Source organism: Dactylosporangium sp. CA-233914, from assembly GCF_050942935.1.
GTDB lineage: Bacteria > Actinomycetota > Actinomycetes > Mycobacteriales > Micromonosporaceae > Dactylosporangium.
The window spans coordinates 713,266-734,956 of record NZ_CP192030.1; the positions used below are offsets into that span (position 1 = coordinate 713,266).

At 71.9% G+C, this 21,691-nt stretch carries 18 protein-coding genes; 14 read left to right on the forward strand and 4 right to left on the reverse strand.

Annotated features, from left to right (window positions below; genetic code table 11):
• Positions 1–17: 17 nt before the first annotated feature.
• From ACQPY0_RS03295 to ACQPY0_RS03360, 14 genes are all read left to right on the forward strand, one after another.
• Positions 18–1,136, forward strand: a complete 1,119-nt coding sequence (locus ACQPY0_RS03295; protein WP_432984384.1) for a DegT/DnrJ/EryC1/StrS family aminotransferase — start codon at positions 18–20, stop codon at positions 1,134–1,136.
• The gene (locus ACQPY0_RS03300) at positions 1,133–1,708 is read left to right on the forward strand and encodes a sugar transferase (protein ID WP_432984387.1); all 576 of its coding nucleotides are present in this window, start codon (positions 1,133–1,135) and stop codon (positions 1,706–1,708) included. The genes ACQPY0_RS03295 and ACQPY0_RS03300 overlap by 4 nt, the downstream gene beginning before the upstream one ends.
• Positions 1,705–2,328 carry an acetyltransferase gene (locus ACQPY0_RS03305; protein ID WP_432984390.1) on the forward strand — a complete coding sequence of 208 codons (624 nt, stop codon included), beginning with the start codon at positions 1,705–1,707 and terminating at the stop codon, positions 2,326–2,328. The genes ACQPY0_RS03300 and ACQPY0_RS03305 overlap by 4 nt, the downstream gene beginning before the upstream one ends.
• Entirely contained in the window at positions 2,325–3,500 is a 1,176-nt protein-coding gene (locus ACQPY0_RS03310) for a glycosyltransferase (RefSeq protein WP_432984393.1), read from the forward strand. The genes ACQPY0_RS03305 and ACQPY0_RS03310 overlap by 4 nt, the downstream gene beginning before the upstream one ends.
• A complete protein-coding gene (locus ACQPY0_RS03315) occupies positions 3,497–4,759 on the forward strand; it encodes a lipopolysaccharide biosynthesis protein (RefSeq protein WP_432984396.1) in 1,263 nt (420 codons plus the stop codon). The genes ACQPY0_RS03310 and ACQPY0_RS03315 overlap by 4 nt, the downstream gene beginning before the upstream one ends.
• The gene (gene wzy / locus ACQPY0_RS03320; protein WP_432984399.1) at positions 4,749–5,972 is read left to right on the forward strand and encodes an O-antigen polysaccharide polymerase Wzy; all 1,224 of its coding nucleotides are present in this window, start codon (positions 4,749–4,751) and stop codon (positions 5,970–5,972) included. The genes ACQPY0_RS03315 and wzy overlap by 11 nt, the downstream gene beginning before the upstream one ends.
• A complete protein-coding gene (locus ACQPY0_RS03325) occupies positions 5,957–7,162 on the forward strand; it encodes a glycosyltransferase family 4 protein (RefSeq protein WP_432984402.1) in 1,206 nt (401 codons plus the stop codon). Before wzy ends, ACQPY0_RS03325 begins: the two co-directional genes overlap by 16 nt.
• Positions 7,152–8,945: a DUF4012 domain-containing protein gene (locus tag ACQPY0_RS03330; protein WP_432984405.1), complete on the forward strand. Its 1,794-nt coding sequence runs from the start codon at positions 7,152–7,154 to the stop codon at positions 8,943–8,945. Before ACQPY0_RS03325 ends, ACQPY0_RS03330 begins: the two co-directional genes overlap by 11 nt.
• A 68-nt stretch (positions 8,946–9,013) precedes the next feature.
• Positions 9,014–9,718, forward strand: a complete 705-nt coding sequence (locus ACQPY0_RS03335) for a hypothetical protein (RefSeq protein WP_432984408.1) — start codon at positions 9,014–9,016, stop codon at positions 9,716–9,718.
• 124 nt (positions 9,719–9,842) lie between these two features.
• The gene (locus tag ACQPY0_RS03340; protein WP_432984411.1) at positions 9,843–11,105 is read left to right on the forward strand and encodes a nucleotide sugar dehydrogenase; all 1,263 of its coding nucleotides are present in this window, start codon (positions 9,843–9,845) and stop codon (positions 11,103–11,105) included.
• Positions 11,106–11,153: 48 nt separating this feature from the next.
• Positions 11,154–12,962, forward strand: coding sequence for an ArnT family glycosyltransferase (locus ACQPY0_RS03345; RefSeq protein WP_432984414.1), 1,809 nt, complete (start codon positions 11,154–11,156; stop codon positions 12,960–12,962).
• 94 nt (positions 12,963–13,056) lie between these two features.
• Positions 13,057–13,551, forward strand: coding sequence for a hypothetical protein (locus ACQPY0_RS03350; RefSeq protein WP_432984417.1), 495 nt, complete (start codon positions 13,057–13,059; stop codon positions 13,549–13,551).
• Positions 13,552–13,572: 21 nt separating this feature from the next.
• Complete coding sequence (locus tag ACQPY0_RS03355) at positions 13,573–14,187, forward strand: hypothetical protein (RefSeq protein WP_432984420.1); 615 nt, start codon at positions 13,573–13,575, stop codon at positions 14,185–14,187.
• A 360-nt stretch (positions 14,188–14,547) separates the two neighbouring features.
• Positions 14,548–16,194, forward strand: coding sequence for a nucleoside hydrolase-like domain-containing protein (locus ACQPY0_RS03360; protein WP_432984423.1), 1,647 nt, complete (start codon positions 14,548–14,550; stop codon positions 16,192–16,194).
• 54 nt (positions 16,195–16,248) lie between these two features.
• Here the strand turns inward: ACQPY0_RS03360 and ACQPY0_RS03365 are convergent, their stop codons facing one another.
• From ACQPY0_RS03365 to ACQPY0_RS03380, 4 genes are read right to left on the reverse strand one after another with little or no spacing between them, the layout of a single operon-like run.
• Positions 16,249–17,049, reverse strand: coding sequence for an SAM-dependent methyltransferase (locus tag ACQPY0_RS03365; protein ID WP_432984426.1), 801 nt, complete (start codon positions 17,047–17,049; stop codon positions 16,249–16,251).
• Between the two features lie 47 nt (positions 17,050–17,096).
• Positions 17,097–18,545, reverse strand: coding sequence for an O-antigen ligase family protein (locus ACQPY0_RS03370; RefSeq protein WP_432984429.1), 1,449 nt, complete (start codon positions 18,543–18,545; stop codon positions 17,097–17,099).
• A gap of 26 nt (positions 18,546–18,571) precedes the next feature.
• Positions 18,572–19,522, reverse strand: coding sequence for a glycosyltransferase family 2 protein (locus ACQPY0_RS03375; protein WP_432984432.1), 951 nt, complete (start codon positions 19,520–19,522; stop codon positions 18,572–18,574).
• 47 nt (positions 19,523–19,569) lie between these two features.
• Complete coding sequence (locus ACQPY0_RS03380; protein ID WP_432984435.1) at positions 19,570–21,591, reverse strand: hypothetical protein; 2,022 nt, start codon at positions 21,589–21,591, stop codon at positions 19,570–19,572.
• Between the last annotated feature and the right edge of the window lie 100 nt (positions 21,592–21,691).

A 21,691-nucleotide genomic window follows, 5' to 3' on the forward strand; every position in this document is an offset into this window, starting at 1 on the left:
TCCAGCGGGGGTGTGTGGTGAACGCGCGGATCTTTCTCTCGGCGCCCGACGTTTCCGGCGTCGAGGAGCGCTACCTGGTCAACGCGCTGAGGTCCGGGTGGGTCGCGCCCGTCGGGCCGGATCTGGACGCGTTCGAGGCGGAGATCGCCCGCCGGTGCGGCACCGCGCACGCCGTCGGGGTGAGCTCGGGCACCGCGGCGCTGCACCTGGCGCTGCTCGCGCTCGGCGTCGGCCCCGGCCAGCTCGTGATCGTGCCGACGCTGACGTTCGCGGCGACCGCGAACGCGGTGGTGTACACCGGCGCCGAACCGGTCTTCGTCGACAGCCTCCCCGGCGACGGCAACCTGGACCCGGACCTGACCGCCGGGGTCCTGGCCGACCTGCGGCGGGAGGGGCACACGGTCGGGGCGATCGTGCCGGTGGACCTGTTCGGGGCGTGTGCGGAATACACCTCGCTGGAGGAGCTCGGCGTGCCGATCGTCGAGGACGCCGCGGAGGCGCTCGGGTCGAGCCGGGACGGGCGGCCCGCAGGCTCGTTCGGCCGGGTCGCGGCGCTGTCGTTCAACGGCAACAAGATCCTCACGACGTCCGGCGGCGGCATGCTCGTCACCGACGACGGGGACCTCGCGGCGCGCTGCCGGCACCTCGCCACCCAGGCCCGCGAGCCGGTCGCGCACTACGAGCACCGCGACGTGGGGTACAACTACCGGCTCAGCAACCTCCTGGCCGCGCTGGGCCGCGGGCAGCTCACCCGCCTCGACGAGATGATCGCCCGGCGGCGGCAGCTGCGGGAGCGGTACCTGAAACTCTTCGCCGCCACCGAGGGCACCCGGCTGCTGGGCGAGGCCGACCCGGGCTCGAACTGCTGGCTCACCACGCTGGTCGTCGACCCGCAGCGGGCCGGCTGGACCGCGGCCGACCTCGGCACCTGGCTCGCCGCCCGCGACATCGAGACCCGCCCGGTGTGGAAGCCGATGCACGCCCAGCCGGTCTTCCGCGGCCGCCGCGTCTGGCTCACCGGCGTCGCCGACCGGCTGTTCGCCACCGGCCTCAACCTGCCCAGCGGCTCCGGCCTGCGCGAGGACGCCCAGCAGCGGGTCTTCGACGCGATCGGCGAGTTCCTGGACGCGCGATGAGGCGCTCGCTCGACCTGCTCGCCGCCTTGGCCGCGGTGCTGCTGCTCGCCCCGGTCATCGCCGCCACCGCCGTGTTCGTCCGGGCGGCGCTCGGCGGGCCGGTGCTGTTCCGCCAGGAGCGGGCGGGGCTGCGCGGCGAGCCGTTCACGCTGGTCAAGTTCCGCTCGATGCGCGAGGGGCCGGGAACCGACGCCGAGCGGCTCACCGCGGCCGGCCGGTTCCTGCGCGCCTGCAGCCTCGACGAGCTCCCGGCGCTGTGGAACGTGCTACGGGGAGACATGAGCCTCATCGGACCGCGACCGCTGCCGGTCGCCTACCTGGACCGCTACACCGACGAGCAGCGCCGCCGCCACGACGTGCGCCCCGGCATCACGGGCCTCGCCCAGGTGCGCGGACGCAACGCGCTGAGCTGGGAGCAGAAGTTCGCCTACGACCTCGAGTACGTGGCCAACCGGTCGCTCGCCCTGGACCTGCGCATCCTCGCCGAGACGGTCCGCACGGTGCTGCGCCGCGACGGCATCACGGCCGAAGGGGCGGCCACCGCCCATGAATTCGAGGGTGTACCACGATGAAGAATGGTCTGGTCATCGTCGGCTGCGGCGGCCATGGGCGAGAGCTGCTCATGATCGCGCGGGCGGCCGGGCTGCCGGTCCGCGGCTTCGTCGACGACGGGCCGAGCCAGCGCAACCTCGACCGCATCGCCGCGCTCGGCGTGCCGTTCCTCGGCCCGACCTCGCGCCTGAGCGACGAGCGGCCCTCGATCGGCTACGTCATCGGCATCGGCGACCCGCGCATCCGCGCGCGCATCGACGACGACCTGCGCCTGCACGGGCTCGCCGCGGCGACGCTGGTCCACCCGGCGGCGACGATCGGCCCCGACGCGGTGGTCGGCGAGGGGTTCGTGGCCTTCCCGGGTGCCCGGGTCACCACCAACGTCACGATCGGCCGTCACGTGCACCTGAACCAGAACTGCACCATCGGCCACGACACCGTCCTGTCGGACTTCGTGCAGGTCAACCCGCTCGCCGCGATCTCCGGCGACTGCCACGTCGGCTCCGGCGTGCTCATCGGCACGACCGCCTGCGTGCTGCAGGGCCTGCGGGTCGGGGCGGACGCCACGGTCGGTGCCGGGGCCTGCGTGACCCGCGACGTCGAGCCCAAGACGACCGTGAAGGGGGTGCCGGCGAAGTGAGGGTGGCGCTGGTCCTGAAGACCGACGAGGGCGGCCGCTGGACGCTGCCGCACGTCGACGAGCTGCGCGAGCGTGGCCACGAGGTGATCGCGGTCCTGCCGCCGGGCAGCGAGGGGCGGCTGCGCAAGGCGCTGCACGACCGGGGCGTCGACGTGGTCCAGTCCGCGTTCGACTTCCGCTTCCGCCCGGCTCCCTCGACCCTGACCGGCCTGCTGGGCCTGCGCCGGCAGCTGCGCGGGATCGACCCGGACGTGCTGCATTACCACCTGTACGCCTCCGCCCTGGCCTGCCGCCTCGCGGCGCTTGGCTGGAACGTCGCCAAGGTGCACATGGTCCCGGGGCCGCTGTTCCTGGAGTCGCCGCTGATCCGGTCCGTGGAGCGGTTCCTGTGCCGGCTCGACGACGTCGTGATCGGCGGCAGCGAGCACATCGCGAAGCTGTACCGCGCGATCGGCCTCGCCCCCGAGCGGACCCCGGCGATCCCGTACGGCGTCGACGTCGAGGACTTCACCCCGCCGTCGCCCGCCTACCGGACCGCGTCCCGCGACGCCCTCTGCGCCGGCGACGACACGTTCGTGGTGTGCATGGTCGCCTACGTGTACGCCCCCAAGCGCCTGATCCGCCCCGGCCGCGGCGTGAAGGGCCACGACGTGCTGCTGGCCGCGTGGAAGAAGTTTGCCAAGGATCGCCCGGACGCGCGGCTGGTCCTGCTCGGCGGCGGCTTCGACGCGGCCGGCGCCGCCCACAAGCGCGAGCTGCTGGACCGCTTCGACGTCGCCGCCGACCACACCATCGACTGGCACGACTCCGTCATCGACGTGCGCGACTGCTACGCGGCCGCCGACCTCAGCGTGAGCCCGTCGCTGTCGGAGAACCACGGCGCCGCCGTCGAGGCCGCGGCGATGGGCGTACCGAGCGTCGTCTCGGATGCCGGGGCGCTGCCCGAGGTGGTGGATCCGGCCTCGGGCTGGGTGGTGCCGCGCGACGACCCGGACGCGTTGGCGGGGGCGCTGCGGGAGGCGTACGCCGACTTCCGGGCCGGCACCCTGCGCCGCCGCGGCGAGCTGGCCCGGGAGCGCGCCGAGCGCCTCTTCGCCCAGCACCGGGCCGCCCGCGCGGTCGCCGACGTCCTGGAGCGCGCGGCCCGCGACCGCAGGGCCGCCGCCCGATGACGGCGACCCGCCCGAGCACCCGGCACCGCACGAGCCCGGTCCGCCCGTCGTTCACCGGCAACGTGACCTGGAGCGTCGCCGGCAACGGGGGATACGCCCTGTGCCAGTGGCTGGTCCTCGTCGTCATCGCGCGCATCGGCAGCCCGGCCATGGTCGGCGACTACGCGCTCGGCCTGGCCGTGGGCGCCCCGATCGTGCTGCTGGCCAACCTCTCGCTGCGCACGGTGCTGGTGACCGACCCCAACGGCGAGCACCCGTTCAAGCGCTACCTGGGCATCCGGCTGGCCGGCATGGGGCTGGCCATGGCGACGATCGCCGCCGTGGTCCTCGTCCTGCACCTTCCCGCCGCGGTCGTACTGCTGGTGGGTGCGGCCAAGGCCTTCGACGGCATCGGCGACATCTACCTGGGCCTGCTGCAGCGCCACCACGACCAGCGCAGCATCGCCGCCGCCCAGCTGGTCAACGGCGGGCTGACGGTCGCCCTGGTCGCGGCCCTGCTGTACGGCACCAGCAGCATCGCCTGGGCCGCGGCCGGCTCGGCGGCGGCCTCGGCGCTGACCTGGGTCATGTGCTGCGCCCCGTTCGCCGGCCGCTTCCACAACCGCCCCGACCCGCGCGCCCGGCAGCACACCCACCGCGCCGCGGGCGGGCTCGCCGAGCTGCTGTGGACGGCGCTGCCACTGGGCCTGGCCTCCGGAGTCACTTCGCTGTCGTCCAACGTGCCGCGGTACGCGCTGCAGGAGCACCTCGGCGCGACCGCGCTCGGCGTGTTCGCCGCTGCCGGCTACCTCGTGCTGACCGGCAACGTGTTCTTCTCCGCCGTCGCCCAGACGCTGCTGCCGCGCCTGGCCGAGCTGCGCGCCAACGGCACCCCGGAGGGCTTCCGCGGGCTGCTGCGCCAGGCGCTGCTCGGCGTCGGCGTCGCGGGCGGGCTGGGCGTGTGGGCCGCCGGGCTGTTCGGCAACGGGCTCCTCCGCCGGCTCTACGGCGACGCCTACGCCGGGCAGGGCCGGGTCCTGACGATCCTGACCCTCGCGACCGCGATCGGCGGGGCCTGCTTCGTGCTCGACGCCGGGCTGTCGGCGGCCCGCCGCTTCACCGGCCAGCTCGCCGTGAACGCGGTCGTACTCGTCGCCGCCGGCCTCGCCGCGCTCGTCCTCGTGCCCCGCTACGGGGTCGTCGGGGCCGCCTGGGCGACCGCGATCGCCGCCGCCGTGCACTGCGCGCTGAAGTGGGAGGTGCTGCGGCGTGCCCTTTGACCTCGCGGCACAGCCCTGGTGGCCGGTCGGCCTCGCGGCCCTCGCGGTGCCGGTGCTGCTGTTCGCGGGGGGCCGGCGGGACATGCTGGCCTACCTCGCCGCGTACTTCCTCCTCTTCGGCTTCGGCCCGGTGGTGAGCTACCTGCTCGGCGGCACCATCTACTTCGGCACCAACACGCAGCTCATCGGCCGCGCCGCGCTCGGCCTGCTGCTCGCCTTCGCCGGTATCGTGAGCGTCGGCCTGCTGCTGCGCCAGCGCCGGGACATCGCGGATCCGTTGCGGGACCAGCAGCCTCGGCGCCTTCCACTGGTGCCGGCGGTGCTGGCGCTGCTCACGCTGTACGGCCTCACGGTGCTGGCCTGGGGCGGGCCCGCGTTCCTGGCCGGCACCAAGCTCGACCGGATCGCCGTCGCCGGCCCCTTCCACTACGACTATCTGCTGCTGGAGATGTGCGCCTGCGCGCTGTACTTCATCGCGCAGGAGACCTCCACCGGCCGCTTCGCGTACCGGCTCAACCTCGGGGTGTACATCGCCTACTGCCTGGCCACCGGCGAGCGCGACTTCATCTTCGTGCTCTTCGCCCTGGTCCTGCACCGCGAGCTGGTCCGCGGCGAGCGCCGGCTGCCGCGCCCGGTGCTGTGGGGCGCCGGGCTGCTGATCGGCGCGACCATACTGTTCACGCTGCGCGGCGGCGGGGCCCCGGGGACCAGCGGCTCGGACACGAGCCAGATCCTCAACCAGGGTTCGGTGCTGTTCGTGGACACGTGGGTGATGACGCACGTGCCGTCGGTCGAGCCGTACCAGCACGGGGCCAGCTACCTGCACGCGCTGCTGAACCTGATCCCCGGCCAGCACCAGACACCGCTGGCGCAGTGGCTCGTGGACCGGTACGCGCCCGGCAGCGCCTCCGGCTACGGGTTCTCGCTCACCGCGGAGGCGTACGCGAACTTCGGGCTGGCCGGCATCCCGGTGCTCTTCGCGCTGCTCACCGCCGTGCACCGGTGGCTGGTCAACCGGATCGACCGGGCGCCGGTCTACGCGTACGCCAGCATCCTGTTCACCGTCGCCTGGATGTACGGCTTCCGCGGCGAGAGCCAGTCGCTGATCAAGACGCTGGTGTACGGCGTCGTGTTCTTCGGCGTCATCCGCATGGTCTCGGCGCGCATTCCCGGCGAGTCGCGGGAGGAGGTCACCGCATGCGCATCGTCGTGAGCACGGAGCAGCGATATTCGCGCACCCCGGACGGGCGGGTGTGGTCGAGCACCGGGGCGGCCAACGCGTTCTGGCAGCGATACCGGGCGGTATTCGAGGAGGTGCGGGTCCTGGCCCGCTGCGCCGAGGTCCCCGGTCGTCCGGTGGATGCCCAGCGCGTCGACGGTGACGGGGTCGAGGTCCATCCGCTGCCGCAATACCTCGGACCCGTGCAGTACCTGCGGCGGTTACCGCGGCTGCGCCGGGCGTTGAGGACGGCGATCGAACCGGGCGACGCGGTCCTGCTCCGGGTTCCCTCGGCGATCGCCACCCTGTTGCTGCGAGGGCTGCGGGGCCCGTTCGGGCTGGAGGTCGTCGGCGACCCGTACGACGTCTTCGCTCCTGGCGCCAGCCGCCACCCGCTGCGCCGCCCGCTGCGCTGGTGGTTCACCCGCCGCCTGCGGGCCCAGTGCCGGGCCGCCTCCGCCGTCTCCTACGTCACCGAGCGTGCCCTGCAATCGCGCTACCCGGCCGCCCCCGGCGCCGTCACCGCCGCGTACTCGAGCATCCAGCTCGACGAGGACGCCTTCGCCGACCGGCCGCGCAAGGACACCGGTGCCGCGCGGGTGAGCCTGCGCCTGGTCACCGTCGGCTCGCTGGAGCAGCCGTACAAGGGTGTCGACACGCTCATCGAGGCCCTGCCGCTGCTGGTCGACGCCGGCCTGGAGGCGAGCCTGGTACACGTCGGCGACGGTCGCTGCCGGGCCGACCTGGAGCGGCTGGTGCGCGAGCGCCGGCTCGGCGGCCGGGTCTGCTTCGCCGGCGCGGTCCCGCCGGGCGCGCCGGTGCGGCTGTTCCTCGACGACGCCGACCTGTTCGTGCTGCCCTCGCGCACCGAGGGCCTGCCCCGGGCCCTGATCGAGGCGATGGCGCGCGGCCTGCCCGCCGTGGCCACCAACGTCGGCGGCGTGCCGGAGCTGCTCGGCGGCGCCCGGCTCGTTCCGCCCGGGGACCCGGTCGCGCTCGCCTGCGCGATCAGCGCGCTCGCGGCCGACCCCGCCGCGATGGCCGCCGCCTCCGCGCGGAACCTGGCCCGGGCGCGCAACTACTCCGCCGAGACCCTCGCCCGCCGGCGCGCCGGCTTCTACCGCGCGCTGCGCGTCCGCACCGCTCCCGATCGAGTCGAGGAGGTGGTCAGCGGTGCCGATTGAACATCTCAAGCACCTGCTGCGCACGCCCCGGCGGCGGATCGTCGCCGCCGCTGTCGTCCTGGTCGTCGTCCTCGCGGGGTTCGGGCTGCGCCTGGCGATCGTGGGCGCCGACGCCGCCGGGCACCTGCAGCGGGCCGCGGCCCTGGTCGGGGACCTGGAGCGGCAGTTGCGGGCCGGGGATCTGGCGGCGGCCCGGCGTACCGCCGCGGATCTGCGGAAGCAGACCGGCGCGGCGCGCGCGGACGTGCACGGCCCCAGCTGGTGGCTGGGGCGCACCCTGCCGGTGGCCGGGGACGACCTCACCGCGGTCGGGGCGGTCGCCGACGCCGTGGACGCGCTCGCCGGTCAGGTCCTGCCGCCGCTGCTCGACGCCGCGGACGCGATGACCGGCGCGATGGGCGGCGATGCTTCGGCGAAGTCGGCGGACCTCAAGTCGGTGGCCGCCTCGGCGCCGCGCATCGCCGAGGCGGCCGCCGTCGCCCGGGCCGCCCAGCGCCGGCTCGCCGGGCTCGACCGCGACGGCCTCAACGCCCGGGTCCGCGCCGCGCTGGAGCAGCTCGACGCGGGCCTGGGGCGGGTCGTGCCGATGCTCGACCCGGCCGCGCAGGCCGCGAAGCTGCTGCCGGCGCTGCTCGGGGCGGCCGGGCCGCGGACGTACCTCGTGCTGTTCCAGAACCTCGCCGAGGTCCGTGCCACCGGCGGGATGCCCGGCGCGTTCGCCGTCGTGCAGGCCGACCACGGCCGGATCAGCCTGGTCGAGCAGGGCACCGCGGCCAAGACACTGCGCGACTTCGACGCGCCGGTGCTGCCGCTGGACGAGGACCAGGAGGACCTTTTCACCAACCGGCTGGGGACGTACCCGGCCGACGTGAACCTCACCCCCGACTTCCCGACCGCGGCCGCGCTGATCCGCGAGATGTACCGTCAGCGCTCCGGCCGCGCCGTCGACGGCGTCCTCGCCACCGACCCGGTCGCCCTGGCCTACCTGCTCGGCGCGACCGGCCCGGTGGCGCTGCCCGGCGGCGGGCAGCTGACCGCGGCGAACGCCGTGCGCCAGCTGCTTTCCGAGGTGTACCTCAAGATCGCCGCCGAGCCGGAGCAGGACGCCTTCTTCGCCGGGGCGGCCAAGGCCGTGCTGGACCGGCTCATGGGCGGCGTGCCGGTCGGCAGGAGCCTGGTCTCCGCGCTGACGAAGGCGACGCAGGAGCGGCGGCTGCTGGCCTGGAGCGCGCACCCCGAGGAGCAGGCCGAGATCGCGAAGACGCCCTTCGCGGGGGTGCTGCCGGCCGATGACGGCGCCCACCCCACCGTCGGTGTGTTCCTCAACGACGGCACGGGGGCGAAGCTCGGGTACTACCTCACCCGCGCCGTGACCCTGGAGACCGGCCGCTGCCTGGAGGACGGCGCCCGCCCGCTGCGGCTGACGGTCACGCTCGGCTCGACCGCGCCGAAGACCGGACTGCCCAGAAGCGTGCTCGGCCTCGGCCTGGCGGGGGAGGGGATCATCCGCACCAACGTGCTGGTCTACGCCCCGACCGGCGGCTCGCCCGTCGCGGCCACGCAGGACGGCGCCGAGACGGACTTCGGGACCGGCTACGAGAAGGGCCGCGAGGTCGCGGTCGTCGCGGTCGACCTGGCCCCCGGCGCCTCCTCGACGCTCGTCGTGGACCTGGTCACCGCGCCCATGAAGTCGCAAGGGGCGCTCGAGCCCCGCCTGATCACGACACCTGGGATCTCGCCTTGGACGACTCGGTTGCAACCGGGCCGTACATGCGAGAAATAGTCCGGTTCACCCCTATCGAGGGGATTTGTGGGTCTACGGTAAGTCTCGGGGAGAGGAAAGGGAGAGCAATGCGAGCCCGAACAAGAACGTCGCTGTCAACACTCGCCGGCCTGGCCGGTGCCGTCGTCGCGGCGGCCGTGCTCGGCGCGCCGACCAGCGCTCAGGCCGCACCCGAGGCGTCCTACCCGGCGCCCGCGCCGGTGATCCGGGTCAGTGCGGGGTCGATCTCCACCGGTGACGCGGTCCGCCTCCAGGGGCGCAGCTTCATCGCCGGCGAGCCGATCAGCATCAGCGTGCAGTACCGGATCACCCGCAACTCCGGCGGCTACGACAATCCGTGGGGCGTGCGCATCAGCGGCGACCGCCGCGCGGACGACCAGGGGCGGTTCTCGGCCCGCATCAGGCTGAGCACGCCCGGCTACGCCATCATCAAGGTGACCGGCAAGAAGTCGAACAAGACGCTGAAGGTCGCCGTGCGCGTCCAGGCCTGGCGCAATGCGTGGCCGGACGACATCTTCGACGGCACGCCGCTGGGCTCGAGCCCGGTGCGCGGCCACTGGGACGGCCACGACCGGCCGGTGGGCTTCTTCGGCCCGTTCCGCAGCGGCTGGTCGCCGTTCAAGCTGTCGGCCAACGAGACCAGCACCGTGGCGTCACCGGTCGCCCAGCAGGACGGCCACCACACGTACGGCGCCGACCTGATCCCGGCCCTGCTGGGCCTGACAGCACTGGCGGGCAGCGGCTGGATCACCTACCGCCGCCGCACAGGCTGACGCACGCCCGCCAAAACCGGCTGCCCCGCGTGCGTCGCGTTCAACCGGAATTTCTCATTACCCTCCTTGGCCCGTCGGGTGTTCGCCGCCCCGGCGGGCCGAGTAGTTCCCGGATAGGATGATCATGGGCAAAGTCGTCATCATCGGGCAGGGGTACGTCGGCCTGCCGCTGGCCATCCGAGCCGTCGAGGCCGGCGACGACGTCGTCGGGCTCGACACCGACACCGACCGCATCAAGTCCCTCGGCGCCGGGCTGTCGTTCGTGGAGGACATCTCCGACGAGCGGCTCGCGCGGGCGCTGGAGACCGGGCGGTACCGCCCGAGTGACGACTACGCGGACGCGGCCGGCTTCGACACCTGCGCGATCACGGTCCCCACCCCGCTCACCGACGGGGTGCCCGACATCAGCCACATCGAGCACGCCGCCCTGCAGATCGCGCCGCACCTGCGCCCCGGCTGCACGGTGATCCTGGAGTCGACCACGTACCCGGGCACCACCGAGCAGGTGCTCCGCCCGCTCCTGGAGCACGCGAGCGGCCTGCGCACCCCCGACGACTTCCACCTGGGGTACAGCCCGGAGCGCATCGACCCCGGTAACCCGACCTGGCACCTGGACAACACGCCGAAGCTGGTGTCCGGCATCGACGCGAGCTCGCTGGCCGCCACCAGGGCGTTCTACGAGCGGTTCGTGAACCGTCTGGTGCCCGTCTCCGCCCCCCGCACCGCCGAGCTCACGAAGCTGTTCGAGAACACGTTCCGGCACATCAACATCGCCCTGGTCAACGAGCTCGCGATCGTCGCGAACAAGCTCGGCGTCGACGTGCGCGAGGCCATCGGCGCCGCCGCGACCAAGCCGTTCGGCTTCATGGCCTTCGACCCGGGCCCCGGCGTCGGCGGCCACTGCCTGCCGATCGATCCGTCGTACCTGTCGTGGCAGGTCAAGCGCGAGGTGGGCCAGCGATTCCGCTTCATCGAGCTGGCCAACGACGTCAACGAGGGCATGCCGCGGTATGTCGTGCAGCGCCTGACCGCCGGCCTGAACAACCGTTTCAAGCCGGTCAACGGCAGCCGGATCCTCCTGCTCGGCCTGGCGTACAAGAGCAACGTCGGCGACCTGCGCGAGTCCCCGGCGCGGGCGGTCGCCGAGTTGCTCGTCGACCTGGGCGCCGACGTCCGCGCGGTGGAGCCGCACGCCCTGCCCCGCGACGTGGGCACGCTGGGCGGCGTGACGCTGGTCGACCTGACCGCGGTGGAGGTGATGGCCGCCGACGCCGTCGTCGTGCTCACCGACCACGACGACTTCGACTACGCGCTGGTGGAGGAGCACGCGCAGTACATTTTCGACACCCGCAACCGGTGCCGGGGCCGGGTGGTTGAGCGGTTGTGATCCGGCCCAGCGGCCGGGCTTGTCAGGAAAGTCCGATAACCTGCCGCGGTGATCGTAGCTCCGACGCGCCTGCTGCTGATCCGCGCCGGCCTGATCTTCGGTACCGCGGCGGTTCTCCTGGTCGAGCTGCTGTCATTCGCGGGCTGGCTGAATCGCCCGGTAATCATCACGTTGTGGCTGGTCGCGGCCGCGGCAGTGGGATATTTCGGATATAAGCGGATTCGCGCGCTCATCCTCCGGGAACTCTGGACCGAAGCCACCCGCGGTGAACGCGCCGTAGCCGTGATCCTGGCCCTGCTGTTCGCGGCGGATCTGCTGATCGCCCTCCTGGCGCCACCCAACAACTTCGACTCGCAGACGTACCACCTGCCGAAGATCGAGCACTGGGTGGCCCAGGGCGGCGTCGATTTCTACCCCACGATCATCGACCGCCAGCTGGCGATGGCCCCGGGCGCGGAGTACATCCTGCTGCACCTGCGCCTGCTGACCGGCGGCGATTCCCTCTACAACCTCGTCCAGCTGGCGGCCGGCGTGTTCGGCGCGCTGATCGCGTCCAGGATCACGGCCCAGCTGGCCGGCGGCCGTCGCGCCCAGTTGCTGGCGGCGCTGATCTTCGGTACGACTCCCATGGTTTTGCTGGAGGCCACCAGCACCCAGACGGACCTGGTGGTAGCCCTGTGGGTCGGCACAGTGGCGACCCTGGTCCTGGACGAACGTTGCCGAATCACCCCGTGGCCGGCGATGGTGCTGCTGGGCGCCGCCGCGGGCCTGACCCTGCTGACCAAGGCCACGGGCCTGCTGGCCGCCGGCCCGCTGCTGGTGTGGTGGTTCGTGGCCCAGCTGCGCCGGCGCGCGGTCCTGCGCGCCTTCGCCGGCACCGGAATCGTCGTGGCGATGATGGCGCTGATTGCCGGCCCGTATCTGTGGCGCGTGGAAACGACGTACGAGAACCCGCTGGGCCCGGAGCACCTGCGCGGCTCGATCTCGATGCAGCGCCACGACCCCGCGTCGGTCCTCATCAATGCCCTCCGCATCGCGGAAACGGCGCTGCAGACTCCGGCGGGCCCGGTCGGCGCCGACGCGATCCGCTCCCTGGCCCACGCGATCGGCGTCGACCCGGACGCGCGGGACATCACCTACTGGGGCGCGACGTATCCGTACGAGTCCTGGCCCCCGGACGAGGACCGCGTCTCCTTCCCGGTCCAGGGCGCCCTGATCCTCATCGCCGCGGTGGTCCTGGCCTGGCGCCGAGGCCCGACCCGGGTGTACGCGTCGCTGTTCTGGCTGTCGGTCCTGGCCTACGTCATCCTGGTCAAATGGCAGCCCTGGGGCAACCGCCTGATCGTCTTCCTGATCCTGCTGGGCACGCCGCTGGCCGCCCTCTGGGTCGAGCCGCTCCTGGCGTACCGCCGCCGAGCCGTCGCCTGGCTGATGTCCGCGGTCCTGGCGGGCGGCGTGGCGGCCGGCGTCGCCGCGGTGTCGTTCGGCTGGCCGAGACGCCTGATCGGCCCCGGCTCGATCTTCACGACGAGCACAATGGACGAACGCTTCATCCGCCGCCCGGAGTGGGGCCAGGATTACCGGTGGGCGGCGAACGCGGTGAACGCCTCGGGCGCCAAGCGGGTCGGCATCATCCAGGGCTACAACACCTGGGAGTACCCCTGGTGGGTCCTGCTGAAGGGCGACGACCTGGTATCGATGCAGTCCTTGCAGCCGGACATCCCACCCCCACCGATCGAGTCGGTCGACGCGGTGGTGTGCATCGACCCGCCGAACGGCTGCGCCTTCTACATCCCGCAGCAGTGGAACCCGCAGACCCAGGGCCCGGTAACGTACGCCATCCGCCCCAAGTCCTGAGCCCGTGTTGCGCCCATGCCCGCGTCACGGGGCAACGCGGTCGGCCGTGCCGGCATTACGATGACCCGTCCCCGGAGTCCAACGAGGTGCCACGATGACCCAGCCGCCGCAGTACCCTCCGCAGCCCTACGCCCCGCAGCAGTACGCTTCCCAGTCATACCCGGCGCAGCAGCCCCAGTCGATGCCGCTGGTGCAGTGCCGCTTCTGCGGTTGCGTGCCGGCCGCCAACGTCAAGTTTCGCGGGCACCAGGGCATGATCCTGCTCATGCGGTTCCTGTCGATGGACGGGCCCTTCTGCCGTGACTGCGGGCTGTCCACGTTCCGCGGGATGACCGCGCGAACGCTCGTGCAGGGTTGGTACGGCTACGCATCGTTCGTGATCACGCCGATCACCGTGCTGATGAACGTCTTCCGGCGGGACAAGGTGGCGAGCCTCGCGCCCCCGCAGCCGCCGCCGTCCGGGGCGAGCCGGCCGCCGATGGACCCGGGCCCGCCGCTGCTGGCGCGACCGATGGCGATCATCGGTCTGTTCATCCCGGTCGCGTTCGTCATCTTCATCGTCGCCGTGGCCACGATGTCGGACGGCTGACCGCCCGCGACGAGGTCGTTCTTGACCTGGCCGGTGCACCGGCGCCGGCCAGGTCAGGCGGACCGGATCTGCGACGAGCGCACCGGCGTGGATGCGATTTGCGCGCGCGTGGTGGACATCGGCCGCTACAACCCCGCGACACACCTACCTGTATGCGCTCGTCAGCAGAAAAACTCGGGTGGTCTTTACAAGTGGGGCATCACCTACGATTCAGAGCGTCGCTACACGCAGGAGCGGGTAGCCCGCGCCGTTAGCGACGCCGCGATCCGTGCCAGTAACCACGCCCTCGAGCTGCACGACGGGCTGGACATCGGGGCGGACGAGGTCGGCTTGTGGGTTGTGTTCCTGCTGCCCGGCGCGATCTGGCGGCCGGACTTCGAGGGGCTGCGCGTCGGGCGGTGGATAGCCCGGACGCGCACCGTGGTTTTCGAGGCCGCGGTCCCGCCCGGCCACTACGACCGGCGCGGGGCGCATGCCTATGTGCAGGCGACCCTCGCCGCGGCGCGCGACCAGTTCCACCCGGCCCTGTCGCGCAAGCGTAAGACGGGCTCGACGGCTGCTGCCGACGGAATCCTGGACGGCGTGCTGGAGCGGCTCGAGGCAGAGCGGGGGACGGCCGGGCGGCCCGAGTGGTAGGCGGATTCGGCCGGTCGGCGCGAACGCCGCGGGCTGGCCGGACGTCTTGAGGGGCTGACCTTCAGTCTCGCCCCTCGGGTCAAAGGCGACGTGGCGCGCGGACTATCCGCCCGTCCCTCATGCACGCAGAGTGAGCACGCGCTCCTCGCGCACGTTCGGCTTTGTCGGGGCCGCTCCACGCGGACAAATAGCAACCAATCACTCCCGTCACCCCGAAAACACGACAGATCCCCGGGGCTCGCGGCGTGCTCCGGCGCGGAACGTGATCGGGCGGCCGGCGGTAGCGACAGCCTTGACTTTTGTGTCACGGTGATTAACGCTATATATCAAGTCAGATCTGAATATATATTCACATCACGCGTGGCACTGAAGGCCGATGACGTCCCGGGACGACACCCCTGGGACTACGAGGAGGATCTGTTGCGAATACTTCCTGGTCCGACCGCAGGGCGCGTGCGCCGGCACGCACTGCGCACCATGACGGCGGCGTTGCTCGCGGGAATCATGATCGCGACCAACGGCGCATCTGCGTTCGCCGGTGAGTCGGACCGCCACTCCGGCGGTGAGAACGGCAAGCCCCGCGTCATCCTCATGCACGACCCGGAACTCGACGACCAGAACACGCTCGTGCGCTACCTGATGTACAGCAACGAGTTCGACACCGAGGGTCTCGTCTACGCCAGCAGCGGTGTGCACTGGGCCGGCGACGGCAAGGGCACGTTGTGGTACGTGCCCGGGCGCGAGTACACCCGGTTCGGCCTGAACATCTGCCCATGCACCTCGTGGCGCTGGAAGCCGGGCGAGCGGTTCATCAACGAAGCGGTCGACATCTACGCACAGGTCTACCCCAACCTTCGCCGGCACGCCGAGGGCTACCCCTCGCCCAAGGAACTGCAGTCGAAGATCTACACCGGGAACATCGAGTTCGACGGTGACATCTCCAAGGACTCGGCGGGCTCGAACCTGATCAAGGAGAGCCTGCTCGACAACCGGCCCGGCCCCCTCTACCTGCTCACCGGCGCCGGCCAGAGCACGATCGCCCGGGCACTGAAGTCCATCAAGGACCAGTACGAGAACACGCCCAAGTGGTCGCAGATCTACAAGAAGGTCTCGCAGAAGGCGATCATCCAGTCGTTCGGCGACCAGGACGGCGCCTACGCCAGCTACATCGGCAAGAACTGGCCCGACATCGAATTCCGCCAGATGTCAACCAGCATCTGGGGCTACGGCGCCCGCAACGCTGTGCTCCCCCAGGACGCGAAGTACCTGTCCGCTGAATGGACCAAGGCAAATGTGTCCAACGTCGGACCGTTCGGCGCCTTCTACCGGGTCTGGGGCGACGGGAAGCAGATGGTCCCCGGTGACATCTTCGACCACTTCGGCTTCTCCGGCCTCACCACCGCGCAGCTCAAGGCGATGGGGTACATCGTCTGGACACCCCCGCAAGAAAAGGGATCCTGGATCTCCGAGGGCGACACCTCGATCTTCATGAACCTCATCGACAACGGTCTGCGCGGATACGTCGATGCCGGCTACGGCGGCTGGGGCGGACGCAACGGAAACGACACCGATCCGAACGGGGTCTCGTCGAGCAACTATGCCGCCAGCCGCTGGTTCGGCGCGGCCCAGCAGGACTTCGCCGCCAGACTGCAGTGGACGGTGACCTCGCGGTACGCCAAGGCCAACCACGCGCCGACGGCCAAGGTGGCCGGTCAGCTGGACCGCACCGTCTCACGCGGCCAGACGGTCGTGCTCACCGGCCTCACGGGCGATCCGGATCGGGACAAGGTCACCAGCAGCTGGTGGCAGTACAAGGACGCCGACACGTACCCGGGAGCCGTCACGATCAACCAGCTCTCCCGCGGACAGCAGCAGAACGTCGTGAAGATCCGGGTACCGGATGATGCCGCACCCGGCCAGACGATCCACCTCATCCTCCAGGTGACGGACAGCGGATCTCCGGCACTGACCTCCTACCAGCGCGTCGTGCTCACCGTCAGGAACTGAAACCGCAGGCAGCCTGGCACGGCGGTCCCGTCGTGCCAGGCTGTCGAGGTTTCGTCAGGGCTTTCTGCCCACCGCGCCGAAGATCGAGGCGTCCACCGGCAACGGGTGCTCCTCGGCGTCCGAGTCGGCGCGCCACCCGCTGACCGCGACGACGCCCGGATCCACGAGGTCGAGCCCGGTGAAGAACTCGCTGAACTCGGCCCGGGCCCGCGGGTAGACGTCGGACTTGCCGGTGCGCAGGGTCTCGTCCCAGTTGGCGGCCAGTTCCGGGGTGAGGAAGTCTTTCGTGGCGCATGACATGGCCAGGTAACTGCCCGACGGCAGAGCGTCCAGCAGCGTTTCAACGACGCCGCGCGCGGCCGCCTGGTCGGGCAGGAAGTGCACGATCGCGATGAGCATCAGCGCCACCGGCCGGTCGAGGTCGAGCGTGTCGCGGACCTCCAGGTCGGAGAGGATCCGCTCCGGGTTGCGCAGGTCTTCCTCGATGTATCGGGTGCGCCCTTCCGGCGTGCTGCTCAACAATGCCCGGGCGTGAGTCATCACCATCGGGTCGTTGTCGACGTACACGATTCGAGCGTCCGGGGCGATGCGCTGCGCCACCTCGTGGGTGTTGTCGGCGGTCGGCAGCCCGGTGCCGATGTCCAGGAACTGGCGGATGCCGGCCTCGGCGGCCAGATACCGCACGGCCCGCTGCAGGAACGCGCGGTTGGCCCGGGCGGCGATCCGGGCGGCGGGATAGGACTTCGCCAGCAGGTCGCCGGACTCCCGGTCGGCGGCGAAGTTGTCCTTGCCGCCCAGCCAGTAGTTGTATCGCCTGGCCGGGTGCGGGACTCCGGTGTCGAGCTTGTCAATCATCACGGCCTCCCGGTCCGAAGAACAGCATCGTAGTCAATGAACCGGATTCAGGGGACGGCGGGCTCCGGCTGCTGGGGCAGTTCCGCCGGGTCGGTGCGGTGCAGCAGGGTGCGGGCCTCGCCGGCGGCGAGCAGGAGCCAGATCGCGCCGTTGGTGCCGCCGATCAGCCAGTCCTCCGTGGCTATCGTCGGGACCACCGCCAGGGCGCCGATGGTGAACCACGCCGCGGGCAGCGTGCCGTCGCGGCGGCGGCGCAGGGCGTGCCACAGCAGCAGGCCCAGGCCCGCCAGGAAGGCGGCGGCGCCCAGGACGCCGCCGCGGCGGAAGGCGCCGACCGCGGCGTTGTCCGTGTTCAGCTGGCGGCGCGGGCCCTCGATCGGGTTGCCGTCGTCGAGGCGCTCGACCACCGCGCGGGACGTCTTGGCGTTGCCGAAGGTCTTCTCGGCCCAGCCCGCGTCCTTCCAGTCGACCCAGACCTGACGCCAGGTGTCGGTGCGGCCGCTGGTTACGTCGCCCTGGTTGTCGGCGAAGCGGTCGCGCAGCAGGAACTGGTATCCGTTACCCAGCGTGACCACGATCAGCAGCACCACGAACGGGGTGGCGACCGACAGCCAGCGGCGGTCGACGTCGGTGTTGCGCTTCCACAGGGCCAGGCCCAGGTGGACCACCGCGGCGGCCGCGGCGAAGACGAAGCCCGTGCGGGAGTCGCTGATCGACAGCACGAACGCCGCGAGGGCCGCCACGCCCAGGCGTTGCCACCACGCCATCGCGCGGTCGAAGCCGATGCGGATGCCCGCCGCGGCCATGAAGCCGGCCAGGGAGTTCGGGTGGTAGAACAGGCCGGGGCCGCCCCAGAAGCGGTTGGTCATCATGCGGGCCGAGGCGTTGTCGGGGACCGCGTGGATCTTGTCGAAGAGGCTGCCCGAGCCGACGAGCATCAGGGCCGCGATGCCCAGCAGGATCGCCGCGGCGATACCGATGGACAGGTCCTTGCCGCGGCGCTTGGCCGTCGTGTTGAGGGCGATGAGGGCCAGGACCGCCAGGGTGAAGACGCCCGCGTAGGCGACGCGCTGGCCGGCCACCTTCCAGTGGGCGACCAGCACCGCGCCGGCGATGCCGAAGAACCAGTACGCCAGCCCCAGCCACGCGGTGCCGAGCCGGGACAGGGAGCGCAGCGAACGCAGCCACGGCCAGGCCCAGACCGCGAAGACGATCACCTCGACCGCCAGAACCGCCCAGATGATGCCCGGGCGCTTGGTGGCGGTCCAGGTCAGGATGCCGGCGATGACGAACAGGCCGCCCAGGACCAGCCCCGGCAGGGTGATCCCGGGCAGGCTGAGGGCCAGGCCCACCACGGCCATGGCGATCAGGCCGGCGGCGAACGCGGCGGCGGACTGGCCGAGGGAATCCGTCCTGGTGTACTCCAGAACGCCCGCCAGAACCGCGATCACGATCGCCGCGATGGCGCCGGCGAGGCGCCCCTTCGCCATGGTCATCGGCCGAGATCCATCCCTGGAAGTGGTCATCCGGTGCCGGCGCGGGTGCGCCGGCGGCTGAGGAAGAAGTCGCGCACTACCCTGCGCGGGCCGGCGGGAACCAGCCAGACCTGCAGGAACGTGACGTAGTCGGTGAAGCTCGGCTGGCCGTGGCGGCGGGCCTCGCGCAGCAGCCCGAAGAAGATCTTCGGGCTGCGGCTCGCCGCGGCCATCGAGCCCACGACGCTCATCGCCAGCGCGGCATACGCGCGCGGGGTCACCCTCGGGCGGGTCTGGTGCAGCCACTCCAGAGACTGCTTCCAGGGGGCGTCGAAGCTGATGCGCGGGCGGTTCTCGTCGGCGTACCAGATGACGAGCGGCTCCTCCGCGTAGATCAGGTCCACGCCCTCTTCCTGCAGGCTGCGCAGCGTCCAGTCCAGCTCCTGCAGGCGGCGCAGGCCGTCGGTGAACGGGACCTTCCGCAGCAGGGCCGTCGGGGCCATGATCGTCGAGGTCTGGATGAAGCCGTCGCCGTGGAAGAGGCCGTGGCGGACCGCGAGATACTCGCTGATGGGCTCGTCCGGGGCCGGGACCCGGCGGGGCATGATCAGCTCGGCGCGGGGGGTGCGCATGTACAGCCGGCTGCCCACGATCGGCAGGGCGACGCCGGAGCGGCGGGCCCGCTCGAGCTGCGTGGCGAGCTTCTCCGGCAGCCACTCGTCGTCGTCGTCGAGGAACGCGACCCAGTCGGCGCGGGCGTTGTCGACGCCCCGGTTGCGCGCGTTCGGGGCACCGCCGGACGTCGGCAGCTCCACGGGGCGAACGCGCTCGTCGCCGATCGCGTTGAGCGCCTCCACGGTCGCCGGGTCAGGCCCGTCGATCACGACGACGACCTCGATGTCACGAAGGGTCTGGGCCAGCGCGCTGCGAACGGCGCGTACGACCAGCTCGGGCCGGTTGCGCGTGGGGATGACGACGCTGACCTCGGGTTTTTGCACGATTACCAATCCGTCTCGGTTGCGGTGCTGCGCCACCACACTGAGTCCTACGGGTTCGCTGGCGTAGCGTACACGACCTGCACTTTCGTCGGATATTTCGCGGCCAGCGCGCGGGCGGCCGCGATGTTGGTCGGTGCGGCCGGGTCGCCGAAGGCCACCGGGAGCGGCTGACCAGGCCTTACGTTCGGCCGATACGGGCGCTCCCCATCGACAACGAGCAGGCTCGCCTCCGGGTCGTGCACGAAGAACCGGACCGGCACCGGGCTCTCCCGCACGAGCCGGTCGAGGTCGTCCATGGTGCTCGCCCGGCCGGCCGAGCCCGGGTACAGCAGCCCGGACCAGGCGGGGAAGTAGCGGTACTGATGCTGCAGCGCCGCCGCCCCGAGCGTCGCCGACCAGTTGCGCCACGGGCTGCCCATGAGATCGACGTTCACCGCCCCGCCGCCACCGGGAAACATCCGGGCCATCAGCAGCGCGTCGCGGGCCGCCTCGGGCGAGCCGCGGTCCTTGCCGAGGGCGAGCTTCGCGCCGGGCGCGACCGGCGTGGCGTGCCACTCGCCGCCGGCGACCGCCAGCGCGGCGACCACGGGGATGGCTACGGCGACCCGGGCGGCCGCACCGAGACCCGGCAGGAACCGCACCAGCCCGCCGAGCGCGCACAGGCTGACCACGATCAGCAGGTGCAGAAGCTTGTCGAAGTAGTACACCGGGTGGCCGATCGTCGCCGTCTGGTACAGCCCCAGCCCAGCGGCCATCGTGAACGCCGCCGCGACCGTGAACAGGGTCGCGCGGTGACTCTGCGTGCGCAGCCCGCGGCGCAGGAGCACCGCGAACACGGCCAGGCCCACGAGGGCGGCGGTGGCCGGGCGGTCCACGATCCGGGCGGTGCCGTTGAGCAGCAGCTGGGTGCCGCTGGAGGCGGCCATGGCGGTCAGCGGGCCGATCGCCGTGACCAGCGCCACGAGCGCGGCGGTGAGCCAGCCCCACCAGAAGCGCCACAGGCGGGCGCGCCGGATCCACCACAGGGCGGCCAGCCCGCCGTAGGGCAGGAAGAGCGGATAACTGAACGAGATGCCCACGAGCAGCAGCGCGACGGTCACCGTCTGCTCGCCGAGGCGGTGCAGCGGGCGCGCGGTGAGCGCGGTGAGCACGGCGGCGCAGGCCAGGCCGGCGAGCTCGTTCGGGTAACCGCGGGCGAGCACGGTCACCGGGTCGCCGAGCACCAGCCACGCGCCCGCGACGAGCAGCACGGGGAACAGGCGGGCCGCCGAGGCGCCGGGGCCGGCGAGGCGGCGCACGGCCCACAGGATCGCGAGCGCGAGCAGCAGGAACGTGCCGACGAGCAGCCACACCATGGCGTCGGCACTCGCCGCGGCCGAGGTGCGGCCCGTGGTCGAGGAGATGAAGCGGTACACCACCGCGTAGGCGAAGTGGAGGCCCTGCGGGTAGTTCGCGATGCCGGTGAGCTCCTCGTCCGGCACGAACGGGCGCAGGGCCTCCGGGCGCATGAAGAGGTATCCGCCGGTGCGGCCGATGACGTCGTAGAGCAGGTAGTGCCGCGCGACGTCCTCGCCCGCGAGGGGCAGGCCGAGCCGTCCGCCGAGGTCACGGGCGGCGTAGGGCACCAGAGTGACAGCGGCGACGCCGGCGAACGCGAGCGCCGTCAGCCCGTCGAGGCGCGCCACCCCGGGGCGCTCGAACCGGCCCGTGGCCGCCGCGATGATCACCAGGATGGTGAGCGCGACGCCGGCGACCAGCGTGGGGTCCAGGTGTCCGGGCCACAGCGTGAGCCCGACGCCGAAGACGCACGCCGCGCCGAACAGCTGGGAGCAGGCGAGCACGAAGCGGTCGAGCAGGCCGGTGGCCCCGCGCTGGATCGCCATGGTGCCTGCGAGCACCACCAGCGGCAGCAGCGCATCCAGGCGCAGCGGGTGGGCGGCGAGCGGCACGGCCCAGGCCAGGACGATGGCGAGCGCGACCCGGACGGCCCGGGCCCGCCGATCCGGGCGGCCGTCACGCGGGCCGTGCGGGGTCAGGCCGTCGCCGGTTTCGGGCTGCGTCACCGTCACCACAAGCACTCTCCGTCACTGGCCGTTACCGGCGATCCGCGTCGGCCGCTGAGACGTGACGATATCGCGTTGCCCAGGTACGGTCGGTTCCGGCGTCATC

Excerpts from the sequence above, each read along its gene's own strand:
- ACQPY0_RS03340 (WP_432984411.1), top strand. The coding sequence starts at position 9,843 with ATGGGCAAAGTCGTCATCATCGGGCAGGGGTACGTCGGCCTGCCGCTG.
- ACQPY0_RS03325 (WP_432984402.1), top strand. The coding sequence starts at position 5,957 with ATGCGCATCGTCGTGAGCACGGAGCAGCGATATTCGCGCACCCCGGAC.
- ACQPY0_RS03350 (WP_432984417.1), top strand. The coding sequence starts at position 13,057 with ATGACCCAGCCGCCGCAGTACCCTCCGCAGCCCTACGCCCCGCAGCAG.
- ACQPY0_RS03315 (WP_432984396.1), top strand. The coding sequence starts at position 3,497 with ATGACGGCGACCCGCCCGAGCACCCGGCACCGCACGAGCCCGGTCCGC.
- ACQPY0_RS03365 (WP_432984426.1), bottom strand. The coding sequence starts at position 17,049 with ATGATTGACAAGCTCGACACCGGAGTCCCGCACCCGGCCAGGCGATAC.
- ACQPY0_RS03370 (WP_432984429.1), bottom strand. The coding sequence starts at position 18,545 with ATGACCATGGCGAAGGGGCGCCTCGCCGGCGCCATCGCGGCGATCGTG.
- ACQPY0_RS03305 (WP_432984390.1), top strand. The coding sequence starts at position 1,705 with ATGAAGAATGGTCTGGTCATCGTCGGCTGCGGCGGCCATGGGCGAGAG.
- ACQPY0_RS03335 (WP_432984408.1), top strand. The coding sequence starts at position 9,014 with ATGCGAGCCCGAACAAGAACGTCGCTGTCAACACTCGCCGGCCTGGCC.
- ACQPY0_RS03300 (WP_432984387.1), top strand. The coding sequence starts at position 1,133 with ATGAGGCGCTCGCTCGACCTGCTCGCCGCCTTGGCCGCGGTGCTGCTG.